This is a genomic window from Pseudomonas sp. 1912-s (assembly GCF_029269205.1).
In the GTDB taxonomy this organism is placed as follows: domain Bacteria; phylum Pseudomonadota; class Gammaproteobacteria; order Pseudomonadales; family Pseudomonadaceae; genus Aquipseudomonas.
This window is the reverse complement of record NZ_JARIXR010000022.1, coordinates 58,853-71,219: the sequence shown is the minus strand read 5'-3', so window position 1 is coordinate 71,219 and position 12,367 is coordinate 58,853. Positions and strand designations below refer to the sequence as shown.

Below are 12,367 nucleotides of genomic sequence, written 5' to 3'. Positions count from 1 at the left end.
CGTCGTCTCGCGCCGTTGCCTACAGTTACGCCAGAATCCGCCGGCTTGTGCGTCTGGATGGGCGTCTCTAAGGTTGCCCGGTCGCTGAATTCTCGGTGATCGGGTTTAGTAGCCTGTGAGAGGCGTCGTTCAATCCAGGAGCGTCGATTATGCTTAGAACTACCCCCAGCCTTTTCACAGTTACGCCCGGCCAAACCACCGAAACCCTGATCCTCAACACCTACGAAACCTTCTCCTCAGTCACCACCCTCTTGCTCGACCTTTCCGACGACCTCACCGGCAAGCAGCGCGATGTCGCGTTGGCCATTCACCAACTGAGCGAATTGGGCGTATTGCTGATGGGGCAAGTGATGGACCGGGGCGTTCCGCTACCTCAAATGCCCTGACTGCGCAGCCAGCTCATCAACTGCGGCAACGGAAACGCTCCGCTCTGACGCGCCACTTCCCGGCCATTCTTGAACAGGATCAGGCTGGGAATCGAGCGAATGCCCAACTGAGCGGATAACTGCTGATTGGCCTCGCTATCGAGCTTGGCCAACCGGCATTTCCCGGCTAACTGCCCGGCGGCTTGCTCAAACACCGGCGCAAACGATTTGCACGGCCCGCACCATTCGGCCCACACATCCACCAGCAACGGCAGGTCGCCCTTGATCTGGCTGGCGTAATCGCCCTGTTTCAGCTCAAAGGATTTGCTCAACAGCACCGACTGCTTGCAGCGCCCGCACTTCGGCGCATCGCCCAGGCGTTCATTGGGGATACGGTTAAGACCGTTGCAGTGGGGGCAGGGGATGACGAGAGAGTCGGACATGGTGGGCTCCGTGAAAGTGGCCAATGGATTCTATTTGGAGCCTGTTCCGAGGTTTATCAAGGAGCGCTAAGGCACCTATTGTGGCGAGGGAGCTTGCTCCCGCTGGGCTGCGAAGCGGCCCCAAAAAATCGGGAGCGCTGCGCACTGGAGCGCCAGCCCGGTCCAACGGGAGCAAGCTCCCTCGCCACATTGGCTCACTCCTACGATGAACAACTAATCTCCAAATGCTTCCCCCAGTCCGGCGGCCGCTGGGCGTATTGTTCCATCCCCGGCTGCTCTTCAAAGGGTTTGCTCAGCACTTCATGCAGCCGGCGCACTTCGCTGTAATCCCCAAGCTCCGCCGCCTGGATAGCGTTCTGCGCCAGGTAATTGCGCAGGATATAAAGCGGGTTCACCGCATGCATCCGCTCACGTCGCTGCTCTTCTGTGCCGCTGGCTTCGCGCTCCACGCGGGCCTTGTACAGATCCGCCCACTCATCAAATCCCTTGAGGTCGACAAAGTCGTCGCGCAGTCGCGCCACAGCCAGCGCGGCTGATTCATCCCCCAGTCGGCGGAAGAACAGGGTGTAGTCGACGCCGCTGTTCTGCATCAGTTGCAGCAGGCGTTCCACCAGCTTTTGATCGTCATCTTCCGCGGTGGTGAGGCCCAAGCGGCGGCGCATCAGGTCCAGGTAGTGCGCCTGGAACAACGGCAGATACAGCCCGAGGGTTTCCCGCAGCGCTTCAACAGTGATGAACGGCGTCAACGCCTGCGCCAGCGCGCTCAAATTCCACTGCCCGATCGGCACCTGATTACTGAAGGAATAACGCCCTTCATGATCCGAGTGGTTGCAGATGAACTGCGCGTCAAAATCATCGAGGAACGCAAAGGGTCCAAAGTCGAAGGTGATGCCAAGGATCGACATGTTGTCGGTGTTCATCACGCCGTGGCAGAACCCATAGGCCTGCCATTTGGCGATCAGCTCGGCATTGCGTTCGACGATTTCGCGGAACATCGCCAGGTATGGCTCGGGCTGTTCCAGGCACTCCGGGAAGTGCAACGACAACACGTGCTCCGCCAACGCCTTCTGCAACTCGGGCTTCTTGGTGTAGTAGAAATATTCGAAATGCCCAAAGCGCACATGGCTGTGGGCCAGGCGCAGTACCATGGCGGCGCGCTCCTGTTTCTCGCGCCACACCGGAGTGTCAGAGCCGATCACACACAGTGCCCGACTGCTGGGAATGCCCAGTGCATGCAACGCTTCCGACGCCAGAAATTCCCGAATCGACGAGCGCAGCACCGCGCGCCCATCGCCCATGCGCGAGTACGGGGTTTGCCCGGCACCCTTGAGGTGCAGGTCCCAATGCTCGCCCGCCTGGTTATATACCTCACCCAGCAACAACCCGCGGCCATCACCCAGTTGGGGGTTGTACGAGCCAAACTGATGCCCGGAATAGATCATCGCCCGCGGCTCGGCCTCGGCCCACAGCTTGTGCCCGCCGAACAGCTCGGCGAATACCGGTGTCTCGGCCACGGCGGGGTCGAGGTCCAGCAACGCCATGGCCGCCTCGCTCGCCACCACCAAACGCGGTTCGTCGATGGGCTCGGGCAGTACGTGGGTTGAGAAACCGTCGCCCAGGCGGGCGAAGCGGTTGTCGAAGGTCAGTTCGTCGAGGGCTTTCAACGGCCATCTCCTGAGCAGAATGTCCGACCATTCTGCTGGGGATAGCGCGTTTAGTCGAGTTTGGCGGGCGGCGGCTCGGGCAGGTCCTGGTCCTGGGCGGGCGGCAGGATGGTCCGGTTTTCTTCCTCTACCGGCACCAGCTTGTATTCCTGGCCGTGCAGGTTTTTCAGGTAAACCTCCATCTGCCGGAACGAGATGTTGATGTGGTGGTTCTTGAACTCGCGGTTGATGAAGCGGTTGACTTCATCGATCACCGGGTTGCGGTCACCAAGATCCCGTACATGCATGCGCAGTTCGTGGTCGAGGGTGCTTTCGCCGAAGTTGAGGAAGTACACGTGGGGCGCCGGGTCCTTCAGGACTCGCGGGTTTTCGGCGGCGGCCTTGAGCAGCAATTCCTTCACCAGGTCCAGGTCCGAGCCGTAGTCCACGCCCAGTTTCAGGGTGACCCGGGTGATGGTGTCGGTCAGCGACCAGTTGATCAGTTGCCCGGTGATGAACGTTTTGTTCGGGACAATGATGTCCTTGCGGTCGAAGTCGGTGATGGTGGTGGCGCGGATGCGGATCTTGCTCACCGTGCCCGACAGGTTGCCGATGGTGATGGTGTCGCCGATCCGTACCGGACGCTCGAACAGGATCATGATGCCGGAGATAAAGTTGGCGAAGATCTCCTGCATCCCGAAGCCCAACCCCACCGACAGCGCAGCCACCAGCCACTGCAACTTGTCCCAGCTCACGCCGAGGGTCGACAGGGTGGAGACAAAACCGACGCCGGCAATCACGTACGACAGCAGCGTGGTGGTGGCGTAGGCGCTGCCCTGGGCCAGGTCGAGCTTGGACAGCACCAACACCTCCAGCAGGCCGGGCAGGTTGCGCGCCAGTGCGAAGGTGATGCCGACGATGATCAGGGCGCCGAGCAAGTCGCCGATGCTGATGGGCACCATGCTGATATTGGCGCCGGTGCCGCTGGTGTATTCGTAGAGGGTGACGTTGTCCAGGTAGGAAAATACCGAGATCAAGTCAGACCACACCCAATACAGTGCGGCGATAAAGCCGCCGAGCAAGGCCAGGCGAATCAGTCGCATCGACTGTTCGTTGACCTGTTCGATGTCCAGGGTCGGCTCTTCGATCACCGCTTCGCCATCACCCGCTTCCTTGGCGGCCTGGCGTTTGGCCAGGGCCCGCGCGTAGGCCAGGCGCCGTGCGGCAACCCCGAGGCCGCGCACGAAGGTGGCTTCAATCACCAGCCAGAACATCAGCAGGTACAGGGTGTTGATCAACCGGTCGCTGAGTTTGAGGGCGGTGTAGTAGTAGCCAAAACACACGGCAATAAACAGCGCGACCGGCAGCGCGGTAAACACCAGGCCGACGGCTTTGCGAAACAGCGAGGCTTTTTCGTGGGTCGGGCTATTGAGCAGCAGGCGCCCGAGCAGCCACGCCATCAAGGCGTAGCAGGTCAGTACCACACCGATGCCCAGCACGTCGTTTGCCAGGGCCTCTGGCTGGTGTTCGGCGACAGCCACCACGGCCACCAGCGCCAGCACCACCAGCCCGAGCTTGCGTATCCAGCCCTGGAGGAATTCGACCTGGGGTTTTTCCCAGCGGAAATGCAGCTCCGCCACACCGCCGGGCGCAAGGATTCGGTAGGCGGTGTAGAACACCAGCCATGCCTGGGCGATCTGTAGCAGGGCCGCGCCGAGGTTGGCGTTTTGCCCGCGGGCGTCGATCTGCAGCGCATAGCCGCACAGCGCCAGGCCCAGCGCCACCGGCATCGCCAGCGCGATATTCACCAGAATCGCCACCGGCGTATGCCACTGGCTGTCGCGCTTGAAGTGGCCTATGTCCTGGTGGATTTTTTTCAGCCGGGCATACAGGGCGTTGCGGCGCCACAGCAGTGCACCAATCAACAGCAGCAGGGGCAGGAACAGCAGCGGGCGCTGGGTCAGGCCGTCATACAGTTCGCTGACGCTGGACGCCCACGGCAGGGTCGTGACCTGCTTGCTCAGGTGCGCCGGTACGGTTTCCAGCCATTCGGTGTCCAGCGGCTTGTTGCTGGGAATCCAGAACATCTGCTCGTCGAGGGTCGCCCGCAACGTGGTGGCGGTGCTCAGCAGTTGTTTCTGGTTCAGTTGCAGGGTAATGGATTCGTTGAGCAGCGCGCTCAGTTCCCGGCTCAGGCGTTCCAGCAGGTCGCTGCGGGTGATCGCCAGCTCCAGCAGGGTGCGCCGCAGTTGTGGCGTCACCTGATCGGCCGGCTGGTTGGCCAGCAGGCTGTCGACGTAGGTACTCGGGGTGCTGATCAGTTCGCGCTGTTGGTTGACCTCGAACTGGTACAGGCGAATGTTGGCGATGTCGTCCGCCAGGTCGCGGTCGACGGTCAGGCGCGGCAAGGCCTGCTTCTGTTTGTAGAGGATCTTGGACAGCAACAGGCTGCCCTTGAGTACGTTGATTTGCTCGTCCAGCGCCGAGTCGCTTTGGGTCACGCTGTCCAGTTGCTGCTTGGTTTGCAGGTTTTTCTGGGTCAGTTCGTTGAGCCGGTCGGTGCTTTTGAGCAGGTAGTCGGACAGTTTCAGGTTGGCCGCGCTTTCCGTGGCCAACAGGCTGCTGCCACCGGCCTTTTGGGCTTCGATGGATTGCTGGGTTACGGTTTCCTGGGATTGGGCCAGGCGCTTCTGGTTGATCAGGGTTTGCAGGTCCTGGATTTCCTGCTCCAGGCGGGCGGTTTTTTCCAGCACCAGGTCGTGCTGGCTGTTGCCCAGGTCTTGCAGCTGGCTGTTGCCGGCCAGTTCCTGGCGGCGCAAAGGAATCAGCGCGTTGAGGGCGGCCAACTCGGCGTTCAGCTGGTTGCGCTGGTCACCGCTGAGGGTCTTGCCGTTGTCTTTACCGGCCTTGAGGGTCGAGTTGATCTGCTGGATACGCGTCTGGCTGCTGCTGATTTCGGTCTGGGCGCGTTCCGGGCGGGTCTGGGCCGCAATGGTCAGGCTGTTGGCGTCGGCCAGCTCTTTTTGCAGGTCACCTTGCTGGGTAGTGCGTTGCACCAGCAGTTGTTCAAGTTGCGGCACCGGCAAGGTGGCGTAGCGCTGGGCGACCGGAATGACCTTGGTGGCCTTGAGCCGGGTCAGTTCGCGCTGGTTGTCGACGGTCTGGCGCGGCGCGTCTTCCAGCTGGCGCTTGAGGTCCGTCAGGCGCTGCTGGTAGTCCTGCTGGTTGCCGAGGAAGGTGAGGGTCTGCTGCAGGATGGATTGCAGCGCCTTCATGTCGGCGTCGGGCAGCTTGCGGTCCGGCAGCTTGTCCAGGGTTTGCTGGACGGAGTCGATGCTGGGCGGGTCAGCCGCGTGTACGGTGCCGACGCAGAGAGTCAGGCCCAGCAGGGCAGTGGCGAGAAAAGTGCGCAGGGTTGTCATAGAGACCGGTCGAGCAAGGTGATAAATAGGGGGGCGGGCGCCGTCGCCCCGCAGTTTAGAGGAAGAGTCCGGGGCCCGGGCGACTTCCTTCGGGGAATCTGACGCCGACTTTGCCGATCTTGTTCCCGTCCATGACCGCGACGGTCCAGATGGTGTTGTTCCATTCCACCTGGTCGCCGACCACTGGCGCACCGCCGACTTTCTGGGTGATGAAACGGCTCAGCGGCATGTCCGGGTCGATGCCTTCGAGCTTGAGCCCGTACAGCGCCGAAACCGCGCCCAGCTGGGCGTCGCCTTCCAGCACGAAGTCGCCGAAGAAACGCAGGTCGAGGCCGCGTTGTGGTGCCTGGCTGAACAGTTTGCCGAGGGCCGGCAGGTTGTGTTCATGGCCGATTACGCAGAGCAGATCGTCGACTTCGAGCACGGTACTACCCGACGGATGGAGCAGTTGCTGGCCACGAAACAGCGCGGCGATCCGCGTTCCTTCGGGCATTTTCAGCTCGCGCAAGGCCGCGCCGATGCACCATTTCTCGGCGCCCAGGCGGTAGACGAACAGCTCCCACTCGCTGGTGACGTGCACTTCCAGGGCCGCCCGGGAAATCGGCGCAGGCTCGGGCGGTACCGTCACTTTCAACAATTTGGCGACCCACGGCAGGCTCGTGCCCTGCACCAGCAACGACACCAGCACGATAAAGAACGCCAGGTTGAAGTACAGCTGGGCATGGGGCAGGCCGGCCATCAGCGGGAACACCGCCAGGATGATCGGTACCGCGCCGCGCAGGCCCACCCAGGCGATAAAGGCTTTTTCTCGACCATGGAAGGCTTTGAACGGCAGCAGGCCGACGATCACCGACAGCGGCCGTGCGAAGAGGATCATCCACAGCGCCAGGCCCAGGGCCGGCAGCGCGATGGGCAGCAGATCGTGGGGCGTGACCAGCAGGCCCAGCACCAGGAACATGCCGATCTGTGCCAGCCAGGCCATGCCGTCGAGCATATGCAAAATGCCATGACGGCTGCGCACCGGGCGGTTGCCGATCACCAGGCCGCACAGGTACACCGCGAGGAAGCCGCTGCCGTGCAAGGCGTTGGTCAGGGCGAACACCACCAGGCCGCCGGAAATCACCAGGATCGGGTACAGGCCGTTGGCCAGGTTGATCCGGTTGACCATCTGCAGCATCAACCAGCCGCCGCCCAGGCCGATGATGCCACCGATGCCGAACTCGCGGATCAGGTGGCCCAGCAGGCTCCAGTGCAGGCCGGTCTGGCCGCTGGCGAGCATGTCGATCAGGGTGACAGTCAGGAACACGGCCATCGGATCGTTACTGCCGGATTCGATTTCCAGGCTGGCGGTGACCCGTTCGTTCAAGCCTTTGCCGCCCAGCAGCGAGAACACGGCGGCGGCGTCCGTGGAGCCGACGATGGCGCCGATCAGCAGGCCTTGAATGATATTGAGGTTGAACAGCCAGGCGGCCGCCATGCCGGTGAGGCCGGTGGTGATCAGTACGCCGACCGTCGCCAGGGACAACGCGGGCCAGAGCGCCACGCGAAAACTCGCCACCCGCGTTCGCAAGCCGCCATCGAGCAGGATCACGGCCAGTGCGAGGTTGCCCACGAGGTAGGCGGTGGGGTAGTTATCGAAGATGATGCCGCCGCCGTCGACGCCGGCGATCATGCCCACGGCCAGGATGATCACCAGGATCGGGATCCCCAGGCGGGACGAAAGAGAACTCACCAGAATGCTCGCACCTACCAGCAACGCGCCGATCAAGAACAGGCTGTTGATGGTCGTCGCATTCAAAGGCAGTACTCCATGAGCAGGAAAGACGAGGCGCAAACTGACCATGCAGTCTGCGTGCCAGCGATTCTAACCTGTTGAATTGCTGTGCTGTCAAAAAAGGTGCTGGGGATGTACACGGGTCAAATGTGGGAGCTGGCTTGCCTGCGATTGCGGTGTTTCAGTCACTGGAGATCGTGGCTGTCAGATTGCTATCGCAGGCAAGCCAGCTCCCACAAGGGATCGCCGGTGTCAGTTAGAGCCTGAACCGCCCCACCATCCCGTTCAGATCCACCGCCAACCGCGACAGCTCGCTGCTCGCCGCACTGGTCTGGCTGGCGCCGGTGGCCGATTGCACCGACAAATCACGAATGTTCACCAGGTTGCGATCCACTTCCCGCGCCACTTGTGCCTGCTCTTCAGCGGCACTGGCGATCACCAGGTTGCGCTCGTTGATTTCAACGATGGCGGTATTGATCGTATCCAGCGACATCCCCGCGCCCTTGGCGATGTTCAACGTCGACTCCGCCCGCTCCGTGCTGTTGCGCATCGAATCCACCGCATGCTCGGTGCCGGCCTGAATGCTGCCGATCATCCGCTCGATTTCGCTGGTGGACTGCTGGGTGCGATGGGCCAGGGCCCGCACTTCATCCGCCACCACCGCAAAACCACGCCCGGCTTCACCGGCGCGCGCCGCTTCAATCGCCGCGTTCAAGGCCAGCAGGTTGGTCTGGTCCGCCAGGCCGCGAATCACGTCCAGCACCTTGCCGATGTCCCGGGATTCTTCCGCCAGGTTGCCGATCAGGGTGGCAGTGGCTTGCACGTCGCTGCTCATGCGTTCGATGGCGCTGACGGTTTCCTGCACCAGATCACGGCCATCGCCTGCAGACGAAGTGGCGTTCTTCGAGGCTTCGGAAGTGCTGACCGCATTGCGGGCCACTTCTTCAACCGCGCTGGTCATCTCGTTCACCGCCGTGGCGGCCTGTTCGATTTCGTTGTTTTGCTGGGTCAGGCCACGGGCGCTTTCGTCGGTCACGGCGTTCAGCTCTTCCGCGGCGGAGGCCAGTTGGGTGGCCGAGCCGGAAATGCGCTGCAAGGTGTCCTTCAATTTGTCCTGCATCTTGGCCATCGCCAACAGCAGCCGGCCGGCTTCGTCGTTGCCTTCCACCTTGATCGGGCGGGTCAGGTTGCCTTCGGCGATTTCCTCGGCGGCGTCCAGGGCCTGGGCGATCGGCTGGGTGATGCTGCGGGTCAGCAGCCAGGCGAACAGCATGGTCAACGCAGTGGCCAGGATCAGCAGGATCACCACCAGCTCAAACGCCAGGTCGTACTGGTCGGCAGCTTGCTGGTTGGTGGCGAGGGCCATCTTGTTGTTGATGTCCAGCAGGCGGTTCAAGACGGCATTGACCTGATCCGAGTTGTTCAGCAACTCGGTGTTCAGCAGCGTGCGCAGCTCTTCCACCTGGTTGGCCCGGGACAGGCTCTTCATGCGCTCTTCGATCTGGTGGTACTGGGCCAGCAGACGCACGTATTCGTCGTAGGCTGCACGTTCCTCGCTGCTGTCGATCAGCTTCTCGTAGACCGCCTGGGCCGTACGAATCTGCTGATTGCGCACGTCAAACGACTCAAGGGTTTTTTGCTGGACGTCGGGCTCGCGGTTGGTCAGCAGGCGATAGGACAGTACCCGCAGGCGCAGGGTCAACTGGGTGAATTCGTCCAGGGCGCGAATGCTTGGCACGCTGCTCAGGGTGATGTCTTCCGTCGCCGCGCGAATCTTGCTCATCTGGTTCAGCGCGAACACGCCGAGAAACAACATCAGCGCACCAATCAACGCGAAGCCGAGGAAGGCCCGCGGCGCGATATTCATATTACGAAGAGACATGCTGTGATCCTGGGGAGAAGCGCGATCCATGCGGGGTTTGGGCGGGGTGTCCATGACCTATCGGTCATACGACTAAAGTCTTGAGGGGGTGCGCGCTTTTGTCGCAGAGTGGGGCGGCCCGACGGGATTCAGGAACCAGATGCCATAAATGCAGTCACTAAGGCTCGAAAGCGTGGCCTGCCCCATGAAATCAAGGCCCCGCGCCAGGGATAACCCTGGCATCCGAGGTGAATTTTCTTTATCGTCACCGCCCTTTGAAAAAGCCCGAGAAATCAAAATGTTAGAAGCATCCCTCAGCCAATTGGAACAACTGGTCAGCGACCTGGTACAGCAGAACCAGGATCTACTGGGCACCAACGAATCCCTCAAGGCCGAACTGGCTCGCGCCAAGGATGAAAACGACAGCTTGCAGCTGAACCTGATGGAACAGGAAGAAAAGCAGGGCGCTACCGCTGCCCGTATCCAGGCGTTGGTTGAGCGTGTGAGCGCAGGTCCTGTCGGCGCATGAATGAAGGGATAAAGGTCGTTTCGATTCTCGGTGAGGATTACTCGATCAAGGCGCCGGAAGGGGAAGACAACACCCTGATGAGCGCCGTGACGATGCTCAAGGCATCCCTGGCCACCACCAAGAAAAAGTACCCGACGCTGATCGGTGACAAGCTATTGGTGCTGGCGGCGCTGAACCTGTGCGCCGAGCAGATCGAAATGCAAAAGCATCACCAGCAGGAACTCGACCGTTACCAAGAGCAAGTCAGCGCCACGGTCGAGGTGATTTCCAAGGCGATCGGAACGCCTTAGAACCACTCATCCTGCATCCCCAGGCACGTGTCATCGCGTGCCTCGAGAATCGCCAGTTCATGATGGCAGCCCGGTATTTCCCACGTCAGGAAGTACCGGGCGGCCTGGAGCTTGCCCTTATAGAAGGCGACATCGGCAGCGTTGCCTTTGGCCAGCCCTTCCTCGGCGCGAATCGCCTGCTCCAGCCAGCGCCAGCCAATCACCGTATGCCCAAACACTTTCAGGTACAGCGCCGAATTCGCCAGGCTGCTGTTGACCTTGCCCTGGGCGAGATCCGTCAGCAGGCCGAGGGTGACGCTTTGCAGGCGTGCCACCAACTGTTCCAGCGGTTCCCGCAACGCGGTCAGCGACGGGTATTCCTGTGCCCGCGCGCCGGTCTCGGCGATCAGGCGAATCAGTTGTTTCAAACCCGCGCCGCCGTTCTGCGCCAGTTTGCGACCCAATAGATCCAGCGATTGGATGCCGTGGGTGCCTTCATGGATCGGGTTCAGGCGGTTGTCGCGGTAGTACTGCTCCACCGGGTACTCGCGGGTGTAGCCGTGACCGCCGAGGATCTGGATCGCCAGTTCGTTGGCCTTGAGGCAAAACTCCGACGGCCAGGATTTGACGATCGGCGTCAGCAGGTCCAGCAGTTCGTGCGCCTGTTTGCGCGCCGCTTCGGTTTCCAGCGTGGTGGTGTCGTCGAACAGGCGAGCAGCGTACAGGCCGAGGTCAAAGGCGCCTTCCACGTAGGCTTTTTGCGTCAACAGCATGCGCTTGATATCGGCGTGCTGGATGATCGACACCGGCGCGGTGTTCGGGTCCTTGCTGTCGGGCAGGCGGCCTTGCGGACGTTCGCGGGCGTACTCCAGGGAATACAGGTAGCCCGCGTAACCGAGCATCACCGCGCCCATGCCGACGCCGATCCGCGCTTCGTTCATCATCTGGAACATGCAGCTCAGGCCCTGGTGCGGCTTACCCACCAGATAGCCGACGCAGTCACCGTTATCGCCGAAATTCAGCGCGGTCGAGGTGGTGCCGCGCCAGCCCATCTTGTGAAACAGCCCGGCCAGCAGTACATCGTTGCGTTTGCCCAGGCTGCCGTCGTCGTTGACCAGGAATTTGGGCACGATAAACAGCGAAATGCCCTTCACCCCGGCGGGTGCGTCCGGCAGCTTGGCCAGCACCATGTGCACGATGTTCTCCGACAGCGAGTGATCGCCGCCGGAAATGAAGATCTTGTTGCCCTTGAGGCGATAGCTGCCGTCAGCCGCCGGCTCTGCGCGGGTACGAATATCCGACAGTGAGGAGCCTGCATGGGGCTCGGTCAGGGCCATGGTGCCGAAGAACCGCCCTTCGATCATCGGTTGCAGGAAGCGTTGTTTCTGTTCTTCGGTGCCGAAGCTTTCGATCAGGTTGGCGGCGCCCATGGTCAGGAACGGGTAGGACGTAGACGCGGCGTTGGCTGACTGGAAGTGCGCGAAACAGGCTTGGGAGAGCAGGGTTGGCAGCTGCATGCCACCGGCTTCGAAACTGCGGGCGGCGTTAAGGAAGCCGGCTTCAAGGAAAGCATCCACGGCCGGTTTCACTTCAGGAATCAGAATCGCCTGACCGTTCTCGTAGCGTGGCTCGTTCTCGTCGCCCTTGCGGTTATGCGGGGCGAAGAACTTCTCGGCAATGCTGCGGGCGGTGCCGATGGCGGCGTCGAAGGTTTCGCGGTTGTGTTCGGCAAACCGCTCGCGCTGCGTCAGGCCCTCGGCATCGAGGACTTCGTACAGCTCGAAAGCCAGATTGCGGGAACTGAGCAGCGTCTCGGACATGGCGGCTTACCTGTGTGGGAATGGGCCTGAGTCTAAGTGCGCAAATAGAGGCTGGATAGCAAGATTGATCTGGGTGATGGAGGGGCCAAACAACAGCGGTGAGTTGCAAACACGGTCAGTGTGGGAGCTTTTGTGGGAGCCGGGCTTGCCCGCGATGCAGGCACCTCGATGTGTCAGATACACCGAGGTGATGCCATCGCAGGCAAGCCAGCTCCCACATAAGCCCGCTCCCACATTTTGA

The 12,367-nt window shown here is 61.6% G+C and carries 9 protein-coding genes; 3 read left to right on the top strand and 6 right to left on the bottom strand.

Annotated elements, in window-relative coordinates; genetic code table 11:
• Positions 1-149: 149 nt before the first annotated feature.
• On the top strand, positions 150-386 hold the full coding sequence (locus P3C29_RS23660) for a DUF6124 family protein (RefSeq protein ID WP_201125981.1): 237 nt from the start codon (positions 150-152) through the stop codon (positions 384-386).
• Here the strand turns inward: P3C29_RS23660 and trxC are convergent.
• From trxC to P3C29_RS23635, 5 genes are all read right to left on the bottom strand, one after another.
• Positions 374-808, bottom strand: coding sequence for a thioredoxin TrxC (trxC, locus tag P3C29_RS23655; protein WP_275965598.1), 435 nt, complete (start codon positions 806-808; stop codon positions 374-376). The two genes, P3C29_RS23660 and trxC, sit on opposite strands and share 13 nt — an antisense overlap.
• Before the next feature lie 200 nt (positions 809-1,008).
• Complete coding sequence (locus P3C29_RS23650; protein ID WP_275965597.1) at positions 1,009-2,472, bottom strand: protein adenylyltransferase SelO; 1,464 nt, start codon at positions 2,470-2,472, stop codon at positions 1,009-1,011.
• 50 nt (positions 2,473-2,522) lie between these two features.
• Complete coding sequence (gene mscK, locus P3C29_RS23645; RefSeq protein WP_275965596.1) at positions 2,523-5,873, bottom strand: mechanosensitive channel MscK; 3,351 nt, start codon at positions 5,871-5,873, stop codon at positions 2,523-2,525.
• Between the two features lie 55 nt (positions 5,874-5,928).
• On the bottom strand, positions 5,929-7,671 hold the full coding sequence (locus tag P3C29_RS23640; protein WP_008439183.1) for a potassium/proton antiporter: 1,743 nt from the start codon (positions 7,669-7,671) through the stop codon (positions 5,929-5,931).
• A 232-nt stretch (positions 7,672-7,903) separates the two neighbouring features.
• Positions 7,904-9,529, bottom strand: coding sequence for a methyl-accepting chemotaxis protein (locus tag P3C29_RS23635; protein ID WP_010169254.1), 1,626 nt, complete (start codon positions 9,527-9,529; stop codon positions 7,904-7,906).
• Between the two features lie 277 nt (positions 9,530-9,806).
• Between P3C29_RS23635 and P3C29_RS23630 the strand changes: the two genes are divergently transcribed.
• Together P3C29_RS23630 and P3C29_RS23625 are read left to right on the top strand one after the other, a co-directional pair.
• Positions 9,807-10,037, top strand: a complete 231-nt coding sequence (locus tag P3C29_RS23630) for a hypothetical protein (protein ID WP_010169256.1) — start codon at positions 9,807-9,809, stop codon at positions 10,035-10,037.
• Positions 10,034-10,327 (top strand): cell division protein ZapA, encoded by a 294-nt coding sequence (locus P3C29_RS23625; RefSeq protein WP_003209415.1) that lies wholly within the window; start codon positions 10,034-10,036, stop codon positions 10,325-10,327. The genes P3C29_RS23630 and P3C29_RS23625 overlap by 4 nt, the downstream gene beginning before the upstream one ends.
• On the opposite strand, the gene P3C29_RS23620 is transcribed toward P3C29_RS23625, so the two are convergent.
• Positions 10,324-12,126 carry an acyl-CoA dehydrogenase gene (locus tag P3C29_RS23620; RefSeq protein ID WP_275965595.1) on the bottom strand — a complete coding sequence of 601 codons (1,803 nt, stop codon included), beginning with the start codon at positions 12,124-12,126 and terminating at the stop codon, positions 10,324-10,326. The genes P3C29_RS23625 and P3C29_RS23620 overlap by 4 nt on opposite strands.
• Positions 12,127-12,367: the final 241 nt, after the last annotated feature.